Here is an 18,261-nt window from a genome sequence, read left to right as displayed (position 1 = left end):
GCTGAACATTGACTTCGTTTTATTACTCCTGTTGTTTGGCAAGGTTTCGTCCAATGCTATGACCGGGTCTTGACCATTGCGGGCGTTCGCCCAATGCATGGTATTGGGCCGCTTCCGTCGCGATGGTTTCGGGCTGTTTTTTTTTCTCAAAAGGCTTTTGTGGATTCAGCCCCAGGGTTTTGAACATCGCGAGGTCTTCATTGATGTCCGGGTTGGGTGTGGTCAGCAGTTTGTCGCCTGCAAAAATAGAGTTGGCACCCGCAAAAAAGCATAGTGCCTGTCCTTCGTGGCTCATATTACTACGGCCTGCGGATAGGCGGACCTGTGTCTGTGGTAGTAAAATACGTGTCGTAGCCACCATACGTACCATTTCCCAGATGGATACTGTTTCCATCGCTTCCATTGGTGTACCCGGGACAGGCACCAGGGCATTGATCGGTACAGATTCTGGTTGTGGTAGGAGAGCGGCAAGTGTAATCAGCATATTCGCACGGTCGGCTATGTTTTCACCCATGCCGATAATACCGCCACTGCATACAGTGATGTTGGTTTTACGTACATTTTCGATGGTCTGAAGACGGTCATTGTAACTTCTGGTCGAGATGATTTCTTCATAATATTCGGCAGAAGAGTCCAGGTTGTGATTATAGGCATAGAGTCCGGCTTCCGATAACCGTTGTGCCTGATTTTCGGTCAGCATACCCAAGGTGCAGCATACTTCCATATCAAGTCTGTTGAGGGTACGTACCATATCCAATACCTGGTCAAACTCAGGTCCGTCTTTTACATTACGCCAGGCGGCCCCCATGCATATCCGCGAACTCCCGCGAGCCTTGGCAGCCAGCGCCTGTGCTTTGACCTGCTCAACGCTCATCAGCCGTTCAGCCTTCACTTCAGTATGATACCGTGCCGCCTGCGGGCAGTAGGCACAATCCTCAGGGCATCCTCCTGTTTTTATGGAAATCAATGTGGAAACCTGTACTTTATTGGGGTCGTGGTAACGGCGGTGGACTGTCGCTGCTTCATACACTAGTTCCATAATCGGCTTGTTATATAGGGCGACGACTTCGACTTGTGTCCATTTCTTTTCTGTACTCATGTTTTTTGTTTTATCATTCGTGAACCAATATGTTGTTGTGGTTAAATCACCTGTGTTTTGAATTTTTATAGATGAATTGCAAATATTACAGTTTAAACCTTAATTTTGGTAGTCCGAAATAAACATAATGAATAGTCCGGTTAGTATAGCTTTTCATTCGATTATTAAGATTGATCGTCGCAAAGAGGATGCTGTTTATATACAGATCGTCTATCAATTTATCAATGCCGTCAAACGCAACCTGCTGGAGGAAGGTGATCTTCTTCCGGGAAGCCGAAAGGTCGCTACGGAACTTAAGGTACACCGGAAAACCGTTGTGGCCGCGTTAGCCGAACTGCAGGAGCAGGGCTGGGTGGAGATTCTGCCAAACCGAGGTACCTTCGTGAAAAATCCCGAACGTGTTGCTAGTGCAGCTTCTCCGGCTGCAGCTTTTCGGCAACCTCCGGATCGGGCTCCATATCCTTTTAGACGGGAATTGATTCTGGATACACCTATGTTTGAGATTCCCGAAAAATATTATTTTACGGACGGTACCCCGGATTACCGGATCATCGAGAGCGAAGAGCTGGTACGTTTTTATGCTTCAATGGTGAAACGGAAAAAGAAGGGCGACGAATTGCCGGCCACTGCTGATGGGAATTTGTTTTTCAGGGATCAGTTGAGTTATTATCTCAACCTAACACGTGGGTTTCATCTCTCCCGCAGCTTTTTGCTCCCGATCGCCAGCCGGGAACAGATCTTTTCTATTTTATCACGTTTATTGATCCAGCAGGGCGATATCGTGCTGATTGAAAGTCTAAGCTATTTTTTGCCGAATATGATCTTTAGCCAAGCCGGTGCCCGGCTTAAAACGGTCCCTCTGGATGCCGCAGGGATGGATATTGATTACATCGCAGCACAGTTTAAGCCGGGTGAGATCAGATGTGTGTATATCAATACGAAATGCCAGTACCCGACTACGGTAAGCCTTTCGGAAAAAAGAAAAACACAACTGCTGCAGCTGGCCGAACAATATGGTTTTATCGTGATCGAAGATGATGTTGATTTTGAGTCTTCGTTGGTCAAGGGTAAAGAGGAATCCCTTTTTCGGAAGAACGGCGGTCAGCGTGTCATTTACACAGGTACTTTCGGCCGTTTTCTGGATCCCGGCTTTCAAATGAATTTTTTGATTGCCCCCCAGGATCTTTTGGAAGAAGGGAAAAAATACCTCAATCTCTTTGGGAAGCCCAATTTTATGATTGAAAAAACATTGGGTGAAATTATCCATCAAGGTGATATTTTTCGTTATCAACGCAAGTTTCAAAAAATAGTCGCTGAGCGAAAAGAATTATTTGCGCAAATGCTGCATAACCATTTTGGAGATAAAGTCGCCTTTGAGGTCCCGGTTTCGGGATTAGCTTTTTGGGTCCGGTTTAATTCCAGTTTTTCACTAATCGCTTTGCAGGAAAGAGCAAAAGAAAAAGGTGTGTTGCTACCCAGTAATTGCCTGTATCAGAACAGGGGCATCACTGCTCTCCGGTTAGGGTTTGCCCATTTCGATGAAAGAGATCTATGTGAAGCAGTTCTCCTGTTGCATGAGGCTTATCAGGGACTGGTTAGCTAACCTTAACCTGTAGGATTTGTGTTAATTTTTATAAACGCAAAACATGCGTTTGCCTTCCTTTTGAGCGGTTGATAAGATGCGTCTGCCGATTAAAATCTGTTTTGGCAAAATAAAGAAACCAAGACGCTGGTCCTGTTCCAAGGAAATAAGGTAGTAATCAATCTTGTCGTCAATTGTAAGGGGGGCTTGATAGAACATCCATCGAAGATTGATTTGCTGTCTGAGTGCGTATCATGCCAGAGAAGCAAAAATAAAAATGACAAGAAAAAGCCCGGAGAGGAATAAACCGGGCTTAGAGATTATATAAGGGGAATAATACTTGCTTAAAAAAAGGTGAAGACCTAGTCTTCATCGGTGATAATGTCATCACCATCTAACTCAAAACCTTCACCAAGGAAGGTGTGCTCTAGTTCGAATAATTCTGAATCTTTAATCATTTTATTTCTTCTTTTTTGATATTCAAATTTATCACCCTTATTTAAGCTTATCGTCAATATAACATGAAGTTTTTGTTAAGGTAGCGGTTAGATTTTCTTTAATGAAATGTCCAGTTTCTGTGCTTGGATGATCCGGCTAAAAAACTCTTTTAAATCAAAATATTCTTCGGGCAGAAACAACGGTTTGTTAAATTGTGTTGCGGACTCAATAAGCAAGACGTTTGGATCTGAGTTACTGACCTTAAAAATATAGCGGGCTGCACGTTCAGGTAAGGCCATACTGATATTTTTTAATTTTGTCTCTGGGGCGTATGTATATCCTTTTGGCAGTTTGATTTCCATATAGCTTTCCTCTTGAATCAAGGAACCAAAATCAATAGGGTAATTCCGTTCGGTCAAATTAAAAGGGTTTTTGGTCGTTTTGCTATCAATGTAAGGGTTAAAAGCGAGTTGGTCATTTTGTAAGCTAGCAAAATTTTCAATTTCGATTTCAAATTCTTCGGCTAGGGGTTTGTCCAATGAATCCCGGTTGGAGACTTTAAAGCTGTTGATTTTGAATCGATTATTTTCCTCGTCCCATTTTTCATAAAACTCCTCTTCAGAATTGCTTCCCTGTAAACGTTCGCGCATTCTTGATGCCATATAACCATTCCGGGAGGTGACCCATTTTCCTTTTAAAGTGCCATTCTCCATTAATTCACCAACGAAGAAATTACTTTGGGAAGATGGGAGTTTTGATTCCAGTTTTACCCAATCGGACTCTCCGGTCAACGGAATAGAACGACCTTGATAGTTGACGCATTTAAGGGGGATGTTGCCAAAGGGTTCATAGGGTGAGGTAGCGTCCAGTAGATAATATTCCTCACCGAGTTTTACCTGGGCGATAACGTGGTTGAATTCTGACATTGCCGGGGCATACAATCCGGCGTAACCATTGTCCCGCGTTGACAAGATCACTGGGATAGCCTCTAATTGCGCATAACGTAGTGCATTGACCAATCCGAGATTGATGTCAGCACTGTTGCCAGTGCGTTTTTCAAGTGCATCCTTAACGTTTTTTGCATAGATGGAATGCTTATTATTCCATTTGATCTGTTTCTGGAAATAGGCATAAAGACGGGAAGCTTTTGTTATATCGTTATTTGCTCCTTGCAATACGGGGTCGATAAATTCTTTCAGGGCTCCTTTTCTTTTTACCTGACCGCCAAAACTTTCATCGGCGATCAATTTTTCGCGTACATTCTCCCAGGTTAGGGAAAAGTCTTTTGTCGGGCCCATAGGGATGCTATACCGCCCGAGCTCAAAAAATATAATTGATCGAAAATTTTTGGAAGATGTCATGTAGTCTTCGCTGTGGAAGGCGGGAATATTCTCCATGGTATAGGTCGTTTTTTCGCCCAGGATTTCGCCAACTTCGCTATGTAGCCCGGTGTTATAATTTTCAGTTTTGCGGCCCTTGATCGGGATACCGCCTTTTAAATTGGATTTATAATGACAGATTTCCGGGATACGTGTGACATATTCGCTATATAGTTTGGGGATTTCCTCCTGAAATTCCCAGGAGTTGAGGTTGAAAATAAAGGGGGATTCTGTTTTATATCGATATTCAATAATTGTTCCTTCCTGCACTTGTGGGATAGCAGCCTTAGTCAAGGAGATGTCCTCTGAAGAGTTTTCGTTAAAGACATTTGCCTTCGTCATTTCGGTTTCAATCACTTTGTCACCCTGTAGGTGGTAAGAAGCAGCTTTGATTTCAGTGACAACTTCACGATCATTTCCACTTTTGTAAAGTGGGATTGTAAAATTTGCATGGTTATAGCCTTCCTTGTTCAATATTTTAATCCTGACATGCTTGACAAACTCGACAACGAGGCCGGTATGGGAAGTGTAGTTGACCTGTGCGGAGCCATATTCACGAATGACAAATGCATTGGCAGCAGTGTCCAGCTTACCAATATCGATGGCGAAATCTTCTTTTTTTATTTTACCAAATGAAAAATCTTGGGCATGTGCCCAAAAACTGCCGAAAAGAAGCAGACTGGTTAAAAAGCCTTTCATAAAAAGTCACTATATGGTTAAGAATTATATAGCGAATGTATGAAATAATTTTAAATTTTATAAGCTTAAATTTTTTGTTGATGTTAATATATAAGCTATTATTATTAGTTGGGTTTTGTTGGATTTTAATAGGTAAAATCAAATGTCAGTGTGACGTATCGGTTGTCTTCACCTTTCCATTTTGGTCCGGAAAGTAAAATCTCTTTGGCCTTATTGTCCAGATAATCATTTGCACTTTGTAAGATATTAATATTGGACGGAAATCCATCTTTATCTATATAAAAATTTAGGCGTACCGTGCCTTCATATCGGCTGTTCGCCGTTTTTTTCTTGACATAATTGTTAAATGATTTCCAGCCCCAGACCGGTTCTGCACTTTTTGTTTTCCGGGAGGACATGGTTGTGACTACCACTTCCTCCAGTGTAGCACTCGAAGGCTGCAGTTTTATGTTCAGGTTCTTGTTGCGACGCATATTTAATGCAACCGTATTATAGCCCACAGCCATAATATCAACCAGCGAGTCCACTGAGCTTGGCTGTATGGTGGCTTTTCCTTGAGCATCTGTATTTGTTGCCACTTTACTATTTGGTTGCATGATTGTAACACCCGATATCGGTAAGCCAGTTTCTTTATCACGTACAGTGACCTGTAATGGGCTGCCATTGGTCTGTGGGGTCACATTGATGCCCGCCACCCGGCCTGCGAGCGCATTGCTTTGATTAAGCTGTTGACCTCTGATAATAACATTACTTCCTGTGACACTCTGTTTTGCTTTTGGAGCGTAACCGTATACAACCGCGCTGTCCATTAATTTTGAATCGCGAGCGGATCTATCTGATTGAATACCCCTGTTCATTTCAACCGGGGCTACACGCAGGGATTGTTCCTTTAAAGGGGGGATGCTCTCCTCCTGTCTGTGCTGAGGGATATCGGAAGATTTACTGTTGTTAGCCAAACGAGGATTATCCGGTTCCTTGAGATTGGGCTCAATAACAGTTGAGGCAACAGAATCCGCTTGAGGGTTTAACTTTGATGACGGAGCATCAGCCGGCAAGGCAACATCAGCTGTACGGTTTGCTTCGGGCGGGCTTTTCTGTTGTTGGAAATAGATAATTCCTATGCCTAAAAGAGTAACCACACTGGCGGCAATGGCCAGTCGTTTCCAGTCGAAGACTTTTACTTTTGTCTCTTTATCGTCTTCGACACGTCGTGCAATACGCGCATTGAGATCGGAAGGAACAGCGTTGTTTTGATCCATTTCTATACCCATAAGAATATCTGCCAACATGGGATCACGTTGGGCCTCACGTTCAATGACGTACATTTCTTTGGGAGAAAGTAGGCCATTGACGTATTTCTTTAAGTATGCTATGTCGTAATTACTGTCGCTCATTCCAAGTCTCCATGCAATTTTTTAAATTCCGCTTCCCATTCTGGATATAACTCTTCACTTCATTTAAGCTATATCCTGTCGAGTCGCTGATCTCTTTGTAACATTTTTCCTCCAAAAAAAAGAGTCTGACGGACTGTTGCTGTTTATCCGGTAGTTTCTCCAGACAGCCTTCCATGGCCGTCAATTGTTCCTCTTTTTCATCATGTTGTTCATACTGATGCAGATCTTCGGGATATTTCACAAATTCATCCAGAGAAATTTGAGATTTGTTCTTTTTTGACCTTAAATACATCAGGCAATGGTTTTTGCTCAACACATAGAGCCATCTCGGAAAGTCTTTGATTTCTTGCTTATTAACTTTGTAGATAAGCTCTTCAAAAATATTCATCACCGCATCTTTGCTCAGTTCTGGATCTTGAAGATACCGTAAGCATACGTAATATACCATTTCGGTATGTCGTTGATAGAGATCGCCCAATACCTTGAGATCAGATGCCTCCTGATATTGTTGCAAGAGCTCATGGTCTTGCGTTGAATCCTTTTTTGACGACTTGAATGCGAACATTTTATTTGCTAAAAATATTTTTTTTTTCTGGTTTATGGAAATTTAATATTTGCCGCATCCCTTGACAAAAAAATGAAGTTTATGAGAACAATACTTTTTTTAATGAGCCTGCTGTTATCCATCGGTGGATATGCCGGGCAAAAATATGAGGTGAAAGGGAAAGTAACGGATGCAACGACAAAATTGGCGCTGAATGCCGTGGTGGTAACAAATGTGCAAACGAAAGAAAGCACATCCACCGATCGTGATGGGAATTACCGGATTGAGGCGGAAGCAGGGAAGACAATCCTGGAATTCAGTTATCTCGGTTATATTACACAGCGTGTCGAGGTAAAGAGAAAGAGCAAAGTAGATGTCGCAATGGTACAGGATAATCGTACACTGGATGAAGTTGTCGTTAGGGGTTATACCCCAAAAGCCAAGCAGAGCGTGGTGGGTTCAGCACAGATGGTCGCAACATTGTCTGGACAGGTTGCGAGTTTAAACATAAGGAGAATGGCCTATGTACCGGATCAAAATCAGGAATCGTATCAAAAAATCAAGGAAAATAAGTTTATCAATCCGCTAAAGGAACCCTTGTCAACATTTGCTGCCGATGTGGATGCTGCTTCATACAGCAATGTCCGTCGGTTTATCAATGCGGGCAGTTTACCCGATAAAGATGCTGTACGTGTTGAGGAGATGATCAATTATTTTCAGTATCGGGTAGCGGGACCAAAGAATGGCGAACCAGTGAATATTGTAACCGAATTGACCAAGGCCCCCTGGAATAATGCGCATCAGTTGATGCGTGTGACGTTAAAAGCCAAAGATATTCCAACGGACAAACTTAAAGCCTCAAACTTGGTTTTTTTGATTGATGTATCCGGATCAATGATGGGCCCCGGGCGATTGCCTTTGGTGAAATCTTCCTTAAAAATGTTGGTGGATCAGCTGCGCGATATCGACCGTGTTGCTATTGTCACCTATGCGGGTTCGGCCGGCGTAAAATTGGAGAGTACAAGCGGTAGTCAGAAAATGAAAATCAAAACGGCCATAGACGAACTGGAGGCCGGAGGAAGTACGGCTGGCGCTGCAGGGATCAAAAAAGCCTATGAGATTGCCCGCCAAAACTTGGTTAAGGGCGGGAACAATCGGATTATCTTGGCCAGCGACGGTGATTTCAATGTGGGTGAGAGCGACGATGAGTCTATGGAAGAGCTGATTGGTAAAGAGAGCAAATCGGGGGTTTTTCTGACTGTACTCGGTTATGGTATGGGAAATTTGAAAGATAGCAAGATGGAGATTTTAGCGGATAAAGGACATGGCAATTACGCATACATCGACAATATTTCCGAAGCCCGGAAAGCCATGGTCACCGAATTTGGCGGCACGTTATTTACGGTGGCTAAAGATGTCAAGATTCAGGTGGAGTTTAATCCGAATTATGTTCAGGCCTATCGATTGGTCGGTTATGAAAATCGCCTGCTTGAAGCGGAAGATTTCAACAACGATCAAAAGATGGGTGGCGATATGGGCGTAGGCCATATGGTTACAGCGTTATATGAGATCGTTCCCGTAGGAGTCAGCTCGACGATGGTCGGGACAGTGGATCCATTGAAATACCAACAGAATTCGACGAAATATATCGAGGTCAGAGGTAATGGAGAATTAGCGACGGTCAAATTCCGTTACAAGGAACCTGAAGGTGAAAAAAGCAAATTGCAGCAGCAGGTAGTGCCGACTGAGGTTACTGATTTGAATAAAGTTAGCGAAGATTTACGCTTTGCAACTGCGGTGGCCGAACTGGGGCTGTTACTTCGAGATTCGGATTTTAAACAGCAGGCTAATTTTGATCGTTTGATCGCACGGGCAAAGACTGCAAAGGGAGCTGACGATGAAGGCTACCGAGCCGAATTTATCCGGATGGCTGAAAACGCACGCGACTTATCGAAAACAAAATTGTAGCTAACTTTCCTGTTTAAATTTAAAGGAATAATGTGTTGAGGAAAAGGAGAGGAAAAACCCGGTGCGGTTGATTGACAAATCGCTGTTCCGGGTTGTTTCATTTAAAGCGTTGCACAGAAAGAATAGCTATCAATTTGTTGTATGTTTAGACTGGGTAAGCAGATTTTTGAAAAATAGACATCGGAAAATTATAAATAAATAGATATTTTTAAAGCTGAATAATTGCTTACCGTTTTATGTGTCGGCATGAACACCAGCACAGATTAATAAAGAGCAGATAAATAACACCATTTCGAATGAAAAATTTCCTTTTATTTTGCTTCCTTTTAATAGGAATGGGGACACCGTCACAAGGGCAACATACGGCGCTCAACAAACAGCAAACCATAGCCTATATCAACAAGCTGTATAAAATGGCCTACCGCTACAAAGAAACCAAAATTGATACTGTTACGGTAGACGGGAAAGTCCTGACTGTATTTCTTTCAACAGGGCAACATTATCGGAGTGATATTTCTAAGTCGGAACCCCTTATCATTGCAAGAGTAAAGGCCGGCTATCAGATTCGCTATAAATCGGCTGCGAATACCGAAGAAATCCTATGGGCGATCCAGACAGAAGATGATGCCAAACGTTTGCAAAAGGCCTTACAGCATCTGATCGGGATACTGAAAACAGAAAAAAAGACTGATCCTTTTGGAAGCTAATAGCTGAATAGGGTACCGTTGTTGAATTTATTTTGTGATCTAAGATGTTCGGCGATACACGACCTCGCCGAACATGAGAGAAAGCAGTGGACCTGCACACAGAAGGTGTGTTTCGGAGTTGCTGAGTGGGTTAACCAAAATGTCCACTGATATAATTACGGGTGGTTTCGTGTTGTGGGTTGTTAAAAATCTGATGTGTATCTCCCTGTTCAATAATCTCACCGAGATACATAAAAACTGTTTTGTCGGCCACACGCTGTGCTTGCTGCATATTATGTGTGACGATGACAATCGTATATTTTTTTTTCAAATGGTGAATAAGTTCCTCAATCTTCAGGGTACTCACTGGATCTAACGCCGAACAAGGTTCGTCCATCAAAATAATTTCGGGGCGCAAGGCTACCGCACGGGCGATGCAGAGCCTTTGTTGCTGTCCTCCGGAAAGCCGGGTAGCGGGCTTTTTGAGATCGTCTTTGACCTCTTCCCAGATATATGCTTCTTCCAATGCCTTTTGTACGGTTGCTTTGTCAGCAAGCAGATTGTTGATCTTGAGGCCATAAGTGATATTCTCGTAAATACTTTTGGGGAATGGATTGGCTTTTTGGAATACCATCCCCACACGCTTGCGCAAGTCAGTGACTTCCACGTCCTTTTGGTAGATCTCGCGGCCATCCAGTTTGATCTGTCCTTCGATCCGAGCTTCCGGATAGAGGTCATGCATCCGGTTGAGGCTTCGTAAGAGGGTACTCTTGCCACAGCCGGATGGCCCGATCAATGCCGTAACTTTATTTTCTTCAAATTCGATATTGATATTCTTCAACACCTGTTTGCTCCCAAACCAAAGGTTGAGATGTTCAGCGACCAATTTACTTTTCATTATTTCTAAACTTATACCGAATATAGAAAGCTGTTAAATTCATAAGGAAGACCACGACGATAAGGACTAAAGCGGTACCGTAGGCGATGGGTCTGACCTCTTCGATAGACTGATGTTGTGTTGACAGCATATACAGGTGATAGGGCAGTGCCATAAACTCCTGATTGATGTTGCCAAAGGAATTGGTGATATAGAAAGCGGCCCCTGTAAAGAGAATGGGGGCTGTTTCGCCGGCAGCTCTGGAAAGTGTCAGGACAATTCCCGTCAGTATGCCGGGCAAGGAAGCGGGAAGCACTACATCTTTGATTGATTCGAATTTGGTGGCACCCACGGCCAATGCAGCCTCGCGCATACTCCTGGGAATACGGAGCAGGGCCTCTTCAGTTGTTGTAATAATATAGGGAAGGGACAATAGACCCAAGGTCAGTCCGGCTGATAAAATTGAAGTTCCGAAATTCAACGCCTGAACAAATAAGGCCAGACCAAAGAGACCATAGATAATAGATGGGACACCGGATAAATTACGGATAGAAGCACGGATCGTCCGGGTCAGCCAGGTATTCTCAGCATATTCGTTGAGGTAAATGGCACAACAGATTCCAAAGGGAATGGAGAAGATCGCCGTGATCAACGTCAGAAATACGGTACCAATAACCGGGGTTAGAATACCACCCTGTGTCATACCATTGGTAGGCAGTTTGGATACAAATTCCCAGGACAGCACCTGATAACCTTTGGTAAAGATATCGTACAGGATCACGCACAAAAAGAAGCAGACTAGTCCCGTGGAGAGGAGAAGTGTACTCCATTCGACGATCGGTGCCAGTTTTTTGAATTTATGCTGCATGGTATTTTCTAAAACGGTTAATAAAATATTCACCAATCAGATTGGCTACCAAAGTCATAAAGAATAAGACAATCGCTATGGCAAACAGGGCGTAATAGTGCGTTGTCTGATAAGGTACTTCTCCCATTTCAATGGCGATCGTTGCGGTAATGGTTTTCACCGAATCAAAAAATCCTTTAGGAAAGATCGCCGCATTGCCGGTTGCCATGAGTACGGTCATGGTTTCGCCGATTGCTCTTCCTAGACCCAGCATCACTGCTGCAATGATTCCCGGAGCTGCTGCCGGGATCGTAATTTTGCGCAATGTCTGCCAACGGGAGGCACCGAGTCCATAGCTTGCTTCACGATAGGTTTGTGGTACTGCATGGATGGCGTCTTCTGAAATGGTAATGATGGTTGGCAGGGCCATGATCGCTAGTAAGATGGCACCATTTAACGCATTTAGTCCATTGGGCAAGTTGTTCAGATCTGCTATTCCGGGGCCAAGGAGCACGATCCCCAAAAAACCGATCACGACGGAAGGGATTGCAGCAAGCATCTCTATGGTCGGTTTTAAAACCGTTTTGAGTTTGGGATTCGCATATTCGGAAATAAAAGCTGCTGTCCCCACACCAAGTGGAATGGCAATTAGCATGGCGCCCAGCGAAACAATTGAGGTGCTCACAATTAAAGGCAGAATACCGTATGCAGGCTCTGCAGCAGTGGGATTCCATTGGCTTCCAGTAATAAAATCAAGCGGTGAAACTTGTAGAAAGAACGCAATGGCGTTATAGAGCAACATAAAGAAGATGCCTCCCAGAAGCGCAAGGACCAAATATCCGGTAGACTTGAATATGATTTTGGCGATCTTATCGATGGTTATTCGTTTTTTGTACTGCATGTTATTTTATTGGATAAGGTAATAACCTGAGTTTTCAATAATCTTCATTCCTTCCCCTTTGGTCTCGAATTGGATAAATGACAGGACCTTGTCCCATGATTTTTCGGGAATAAACTGATAGAGGGGCCGTTGGAAAAAGTACAACCTATTTCTTATGGCTGTCGGATCTAAGGGGGATATGGCATTGGAATCTACTTCATTTTTGATTTTCAATACCTTGATTCCTTTGTTGTCCTGAATTTTTTTGGAAATATAACCAGCACCGACATAACCGATACCCGACTTGTCGATTTTGATGGCTTCCAGTATCTGTGCATTACCGGTCATTTCTTTGGCCTTTTGGCTATAGGCTATTTTTAACTTCTTGCGAATAAATGAATAGGTTCCCGAACTGCTTTGTCTACCATAGATATTAATCGGGACATCCTGTTCGGAAATTGTTTTCCAGTTTTCAACCTGTCCACTCATGATTTTTGACAGTGTTTTTACATCGATTTCCGTGATCGGATTGTCGCTATGAACAACGAAAGCGGTAGCATCTTCGGCAAAAACAACGGTTTTCAGCCGTATATTTTTCTTTTGAAAGAGTGTCTGCTCTTCTTCGGTAAGCGGGCGCGAGGAGTTGGCAATATCTGCCTGTCCATTCAAAAGTGAAGTAATACCCAAACCTGAACCGCCGCCAGAGATGGCTATACTGAAGGTTGGATCCATCTTGTTATATGCTTCGGCAAGATTAACAGCAAGGTTGACCTCGGTATCGGAACCTTTCATCTTGATGGTATGGTCATTATTGCCACAGGAGCATAAGAGGATACTGAAACTTAAAAGTACAGTAGAAATAAGACGGTTGAAAGTCATGTTATTCATTCTTACTAAGTTAAACAGAAGAAGAATGATTTTGTGTTAGCGTTATGTTATCTTATTGTGAAGTCATATTTTGTAAATACATTACCTCATGTTGGTCGTCGTCAACCAGGGTACGGCCAGTTTATGGCCAAAAGAGAAATGAATACCGGGGCGCAATTTTGTCGGCTGATACAACCTTGCTGCTCCGGGGGATTAACCTTTTAAATTTGAATTCAAAAAAACATACTGTTTCAGATGAGTATGGAAATTTTGTCCTTGACTATAAATTAGGTGATACCATTGAATTTAGACATGATCACTGGCAAACGAAGCTAGTTTTTGGCGACAAGCTAACAGATTCTATCTTTCTAAAGAAACGCCCTATCGTCCTTGATGAAATTGTGATTACAAGGAACCGACGTAACAAAGAGATCGATGATTTAAAAGAAATAGAAAAGGAGAAGAACAGGGAAACCGATCACTTTTTTCTACGAACTTTTTAGCAAGAATGGAAAACGAGCTAGAGCAATGGAGAAGAATATTCAACATGCGATTAGGGAAAGCAAAATAGACAGTGTCTTTAATAGAAATGCTGTTAAATTGGGTACTTCCATAAAAGACGAGGATATTATGCCTTTTATGGAAGCCTACAGGCCAACTTTTGAACAAGTGCAATCTTGGAATACGTATGATCTGTACCTTTATATACAGCAGAGCTATGAATCATTTACTGCGAAACGAGAATAGTAATCCTGTTTATCGTCATAAGGTATTTGGCATAAAGTTAAATCATTCTTTCTCTACTGTTACTATACCCAGATAAACGCTGTTCATACTACGATTGCTGCCATCTGTTGCTGCAAACCCAAGATAGAGATGAAAAACTGAACTTTCACCGACCTTAGGTAGATCAATTAATTGGGATCGATATTCGATAGAGTTGCCCAATGATACTCCTGTGGCGTGGTTTTTCGGATCCTCAGGCAATAGGAGTACCATGCTTCTAAAGTCACTTAGCTCATGGTGCAGCAATTCTTTCGTTCTGTTGAGTTCCCATTTGATCTCGAGCTTGCCGTTTATGATCTCGGTGGATGTGGAAATGATAATATCTTCCAATCCTCTACTGATCGCAAATTTTTCATAATTGATTGCAGGCCCCTGTGCACCCAAGAAGACTGCATGTTCAAGATGATAGGACATCGCCGCATTAAATGCGGTCATATTTTCTTTGTATCGGTGAAAACCTAAGCGGAAAAATTTAGTGAATTGACCCAAAAAAGTTTGTGTAAAGGCAAATTTACTTCTGTTTTTATTTTCCCTGTCAGATAGTTTTCTTCTTTTCTTGACTTTAGGAAGCGAACGTACATAGGTGATATCCTTCCATTTGCAAAACACGACAGCGCCAACCTTTCCGGATGGAGCGCCGTTTGCTCCATTATTTACTCGTGCCATAAATTCATTTATAATTTGTTTGATTCTTTTAACAGACAAGTAGGGGGAAAGTTTACATCAAGCAGTATATTTATTGTAAATTAACTGATACAAAACAGGTGTATGACAGGGAGATTATACGCTTTCATCCGAATGAGGTCCGTGTAAAGTCCGAATGAGGTCCGTATGAAATCCCTATTAAATGAGAGCATGATCCCTAGTTGAAGAAAAGTCTTAGTATTGAATGGGAGAGGTCTGTGGCTTGTGATTAGTACAAAAAAAAACAGGCATTTCGCCTGTTTTATATGATATGAAGTCGTAATGAATGTCGTTGAGACTGATTAAAATAAGAGTATTGCGAAGACGGGAATAAGTGTAACCATTGAATACATCACCGCAACTCTTTTCTGGAGATATAGACTGATTGATAATAATAGCTCGCTGTTTTCAATGCTTTCTATTGTTCCGCCATTCCCCATGACAGAAGGACTTACTTCAACAATTTGTCCCTGTTCATCTTCGATTTTCCAGGCCGACATCCACATATTACGAGTACTCCACTTGTATTTTTTGTCAATTAGACTAATGGTTGCTCCTCCTGTCCAGTTGTTGTATTCGATGTCACCGATTAGTTCACCCTGTTTATTGCGTATTTCAGTATATGGGTTGAAAAGACCTTTATTTTTAAAACTATATTGGTCTGAGCGGATAGAAACATTGGCATCTAGTGTCCAGTCATTGGATTCCAATGAGCCGATCAGGGTATCATTGTTATATAGTTTTGATTTATTTCCCAATAAATTGTTTTTCCAGCTGTAAATAGATCGCTTTTCCATAATTGTCTAGTTTAGTATGTTTATTTTTTAAATTAGTATGGTGTCTGAACATTGTGTTACAGATTTTTTAAAAAAAATGTAGGAAATATTTTGTACCTATGGCTGTCCGAACAGGAAGATTGAAGAATAAGTGGTGCTCATTGGAAGATAAGAGTTATCCATACAATGTGGATAACATGTTGGTAAGTCTGATGTGGGCCATAAGAAAGCACTGAAGGTCTTACGGAGATATGGTGCTTTAACGACCTGAAGACTTTCAAAAGAGCTAACCGTTTTCGGGAGCTTTCGAAGTAAAGCTTCTTTTCTTCCGGTATTTCTTATAGTTATGTAGTTGTTCATATTCAAGTGCGCCTTCTTCGCAATAAGCGGAGAGGTATACTGAGAATTTATTGCTTTGACTTCTATCAATTCCCAATTCATGTAGAACTTCTGCCACACGCTTAGGTGTATTAAAGAAATCTGAATTATACACTAGGTTATCCAAATTTTTGCTGACAGCAATTCGTTCCTGTACTTCAGGAGGAAGGGAATATGGAGAATCAAATGCGATATCATTTTCAAAGAATGTTTTGGGCTGGATCTGGAGGCTATGACATAGTACCAAAAAATTGGTTAAGGTCAGGTCTTTGCCCTTTTCTATACCATTCAGTGTCCCGGTAGAAATACCGGTTAAATTAGATAGATCCCTTAAAGAATAGTATAATTCGTTGCGCCGTGCACGGAAGCGCAGACCAATCGATGCGAGTTTTTCTCTGTCTTTCTCCGTCATATGACGAATTGAATGAGAATTTGCGCAAAATAATGTTTATTATTTTGATTAAATAATTGCTTTTTTTTATATTTGTTTTGAGATGGATTTACGAAGACATCAGTTATATACGTGGTTTTATTAAGAAATTTTTAAAAAAATATTATTATATAACAGAGACGAGGATTGCGTAACAGCCCTATATCGATATCCTATAGTACATTCCGGGATACCAATTGAAAAACATGTAAACAAAAAATAAGTCGACTTGCCCAGCTTTGGTTTCCAAGAATCCGTCAAGTTCCGCCGGAGCTGTGGTAAGTTGCAACATGCAACTATTTACTGCTTCTTCTGATAATCTTTATAGTTTCCCATGCTTGTTGTACTTGCGTGTTCCTTCTTTGCAGAACTGCCTGTTAACCAAGCAACGATTACTTTGCTACTTGCTTATATCCAGCGCTCCGATTACAACGAATGGTTACATCTTACCGATCCGTGAGCCGATAAGATGGAAATCTCCGATATAACTAGCAAATTATGAAGAAAAGCGAATTCAATGCTTAATGGTCACTCATAAAATAATAGATCAAATAAAATACAATCAGCACACAAACGGCAATAATTAATGTGCGTTTGATATTTCGGCCCGCAGGCGCATCGTCTTTTTCTTCAACGGCTACATCGGGTAATTTTTCCTCTGGCTTGTCCTGGCTATGCTCTGGGGTAGTGAATTGATTTTCCATCTTTATTTCATATTGTCCTATGCATAGAACATGTTTGGTAGGTAAATCGTTTAAGATGTTCAATTTTTTTTGGAAGAAAAAAGATTCCTCTCGCTATGGAAAACAGGCGGTGTGAATAAATAAAGTCCAAAAGCATTGCGTTTTTTAGAGTATTTGCATACATTGCAACTGCACTTAACACGAATAAACCTAAACAACCCGTAAACGTATGTTTACCATAACTTTCGTGTTGGATAGGTCGGTAATAAATAAAACACATGAAAAGAAGAACGCTTATCGGATCATTCATGGCTGGCTGTATGCTATTAGCCGTTAATCCGACTTTTGCGCAACAGAAAGCCGCAAAGAAAGAAATTGGTCTACAGTTGTACTCCGTACGTGAGGAAATCAGCAAGAACCCAAATTTCGATCAAATTTTACAAAAGATCGCCGCACTTGGGTATACAGGCGTAGAAGCTGCTGGTTATAATGACGGCAAGCTATACAATCTGAGCCCGCAGGAATTTAAGGCCAAGGTAGAAAAAGCAGGGATGAAGGTCCTTTCTTCCCATGCAACCAAAACATTGTCTGCGCAGGAGCTTGCCTCCGGAGATTTCTCCGAATCCTTGAAATGGTGGGACCAATGTATCGCTACCCACAAGGCTGCTGGCATGAAATATATTGTGACGCCTTGGATGGATGTGCCTAAGACACTCAAAGACTTGGAAACACAATGCCGTTATCTGGATGCTGTGGGGGCAAAATGCCGTGAACAGGGGTTGCTTTATGGATACCACAACCACGCTCATGAATTCAAAAAGGTTGAAGATAAAGTAATGTACGATTACATGCTGGAGCATACCAATCCCGAAAATGTATTCTTCGAAATGGATGTCTACTGGGCTGTAATCGGTGATGTCAGTCCGGTTGATTACTTCAACAAATATGCGGGTAGATTTAAGGCTTTACATATTAAAGATCACCGTGAAATCGGTCAAAGTGGAATGGTCGGATTTGATGCGATCTTTAACAATGTCAAAACAGGTGGACTGAAATACTTGTTTGTTGAATTGGAAGAAACACATAATGATATTTACACAGGTCTTGAGCAAAGTATAGACTACCTAAAAAGGGCTCCTTTTGTAAAGGCCAGTTATTCTAAATAGCCATTAATCGGGAGAAAATTGACGATGCTGAGACAATTGTCCGGTTGATGGATTTATTATTTTTCGTTAACTTGAGTGTATTAAAAAAGGATTTTTTA

General features: G+C 41.8%; 19 protein-coding genes. 6 read left to right on the top strand and 13 right to left on the bottom strand.

The genetic code is table 11. From position 1 onward, the window contains the following. Positions 1–22: 22 nt before the first annotated feature. Positions 23–1,099: a biotin synthase BioB gene (gene bioB, locus D7322_RS23895; protein ID WP_121126714.1), complete on the bottom strand. Its 1,077-nt coding sequence runs from the start codon at positions 1,097–1,099 to the stop codon at positions 23–25. Between the two features lie 127 nt (positions 1,100–1,226). Between bioB and D7322_RS23890 the strand changes: the two genes are divergently transcribed. Then, entirely contained in the window at positions 1,227–2,702 is a 1,476-nt protein-coding gene (locus tag D7322_RS23890; protein WP_121126713.1) for an aminotransferase-like domain-containing protein, read from the top strand. A gap of 21 nt (positions 2,703–2,723) precedes the next feature. On the opposite strand, the gene D7322_RS29315 is transcribed toward D7322_RS23890, so the two are convergent. The 4 genes from D7322_RS29315 to D7322_RS23870 form a co-directional block, all read right to left on the bottom strand. Further along, on the bottom strand, positions 2,724–2,900 hold the full coding sequence (locus D7322_RS29315) for a MepB family protein (RefSeq protein ID WP_121126712.1): 177 nt from the start codon (positions 2,898–2,900) through the stop codon (positions 2,724–2,726). A gap of 326 nt (positions 2,901–3,226) precedes the next feature. Further along, positions 3,227–5,197, bottom strand: coding sequence for a transglutaminase domain-containing protein (locus tag D7322_RS23880; protein WP_121126711.1), 1,971 nt, complete (start codon positions 5,195–5,197; stop codon positions 3,227–3,229). Between the two features lie 125 nt (positions 5,198–5,322). Further along, positions 5,323–6,591, bottom strand: a complete 1,269-nt coding sequence (locus tag D7322_RS23875) for a carboxypeptidase-like regulatory domain-containing protein (RefSeq protein WP_121126710.1) — start codon at positions 6,589–6,591, stop codon at positions 5,323–5,325. Further along, on the bottom strand, positions 6,578–7,156 hold the full coding sequence (locus D7322_RS23870) for an RNA polymerase sigma factor (RefSeq protein ID WP_121126709.1): 579 nt from the start codon (positions 7,154–7,156) through the stop codon (positions 6,578–6,580). Before D7322_RS23870 ends, D7322_RS23875 begins: the two co-directional genes overlap by 14 nt. Positions 7,157–7,237: 81 nt before the next feature. On the opposite strand from D7322_RS23870, the gene D7322_RS23865 reads away from it, so the two are divergent. Next, a complete protein-coding gene (locus D7322_RS23865; protein ID WP_121126782.1) occupies positions 7,238–9,103 on the top strand; it encodes a vWA domain-containing protein in 1,866 nt (621 codons plus the stop codon). Positions 9,104–9,399: 296 nt separating this feature from the next. Then, a complete protein-coding gene (locus D7322_RS23860; RefSeq protein ID WP_147430536.1) occupies positions 9,400–9,810 on the top strand; it encodes a hypothetical protein in 411 nt (136 codons plus the stop codon). A gap of 130 nt (positions 9,811–9,940) precedes the next feature. On the opposite strand, the gene pstB is transcribed toward D7322_RS23860, so the two are convergent. Genes pstB through D7322_RS23840 form a run of 4 tightly spaced genes read right to left on the bottom strand, consistent with a single transcriptional unit; the run spans position 9,941 to position 13,281 of the window. Continuing rightward, positions 9,941–10,687, bottom strand: coding sequence for a phosphate ABC transporter ATP-binding protein PstB (gene pstB, locus D7322_RS23855; RefSeq protein WP_121126707.1), 747 nt, complete (start codon positions 10,685–10,687; stop codon positions 9,941–9,943). After that, entirely contained in the window at positions 10,677–11,534 is an 858-nt protein-coding gene (pstA, locus tag D7322_RS23850) for a phosphate ABC transporter permease PstA (RefSeq protein WP_121126706.1), read from the bottom strand. Before pstA ends, pstB begins: the two co-directional genes overlap by 11 nt. Further along, the gene (gene pstC / locus D7322_RS23845) at positions 11,524–12,414 is read right to left on the bottom strand and encodes a phosphate ABC transporter permease subunit PstC (RefSeq protein WP_121126705.1); all 891 of its coding nucleotides are present in this window, start codon (positions 12,412–12,414) and stop codon (positions 11,524–11,526) included. The genes pstA and pstC overlap by 11 nt, the downstream gene beginning before the upstream one ends. 6 nt (positions 12,415–12,420) lie before the next feature. Further along, a complete protein-coding gene (locus tag D7322_RS23840; RefSeq protein WP_245971444.1) occupies positions 12,421–13,281 on the bottom strand; it encodes a PstS family phosphate ABC transporter substrate-binding protein in 861 nt (286 codons plus the stop codon). 206 nt (positions 13,282–13,487) lie between these two features. Here D7322_RS23840 and D7322_RS23835 point away from each other — a divergent pair, with 206 nt between their 5' ends. Both D7322_RS23835 and D7322_RS23830 read left to right on the top strand, forming a co-directional pair. Next, a complete protein-coding gene (locus tag D7322_RS23835) occupies positions 13,488–13,763 on the top strand; it encodes a hypothetical protein (RefSeq protein ID WP_147430535.1) in 276 nt (91 codons plus the stop codon). Positions 13,764–13,788: 25 nt separating this feature from the next. Next, positions 13,789–14,007 carry a hypothetical protein gene (locus D7322_RS23830; RefSeq protein WP_121126702.1) on the top strand — a complete coding sequence of 73 codons (219 nt, stop codon included), beginning with the start codon at positions 13,789–13,791 and terminating at the stop codon, positions 14,005–14,007. 42 nt (positions 14,008–14,049) lie between these two features. On the opposite strand, the gene D7322_RS23825 is transcribed toward D7322_RS23830, so the two are convergent. From D7322_RS23825 to D7322_RS23810, 4 genes are all read right to left on the bottom strand, one after another. After that, complete coding sequence (locus tag D7322_RS23825; protein ID WP_121126701.1) at positions 14,050–14,712, bottom strand: DUF6266 family protein; 663 nt, start codon at positions 14,710–14,712, stop codon at positions 14,050–14,052. A 320-nt stretch (positions 14,713–15,032) separates the two neighbouring features. Beyond that, positions 15,033–15,527: a hypothetical protein gene (locus D7322_RS23820; protein WP_121126700.1), complete on the bottom strand. Its 495-nt coding sequence runs from the start codon at positions 15,525–15,527 to the stop codon at positions 15,033–15,035. Between the two features lie 265 nt (positions 15,528–15,792). Continuing rightward, positions 15,793–16,296 (bottom strand): helix-turn-helix domain-containing protein, encoded by a 504-nt coding sequence (locus tag D7322_RS23815; RefSeq protein ID WP_121126699.1) that lies wholly within the window; start codon positions 16,294–16,296, stop codon positions 15,793–15,795. A gap of 539 nt (positions 16,297–16,835) precedes the next feature. Further along, positions 16,836–17,018, bottom strand: coding sequence for a hypothetical protein (locus D7322_RS23810; protein WP_121126698.1), 183 nt, complete (start codon positions 17,016–17,018; stop codon positions 16,836–16,838). 257 nt (positions 17,019–17,275) lie between these two features. Here D7322_RS23810 and D7322_RS23805 point away from each other — a divergent pair, with 257 nt between their 5' ends. Continuing rightward, a complete protein-coding gene (locus D7322_RS23805; protein ID WP_121126697.1) occupies positions 17,276–18,163 on the top strand; it encodes a sugar phosphate isomerase/epimerase family protein in 888 nt (295 codons plus the stop codon). Positions 18,164–18,261: the final 98 nt, after the last annotated feature.

It is taken from the genome of Sphingobacterium puteale, assembly GCF_003627955.1.
Lineage (GTDB): Bacteria > Bacteroidota > Bacteroidia > Sphingobacteriales > Sphingobacteriaceae > Sphingobacterium > Sphingobacterium puteale.
This window is presented reverse-complemented; position numbering and strand designations above follow the sequence as displayed.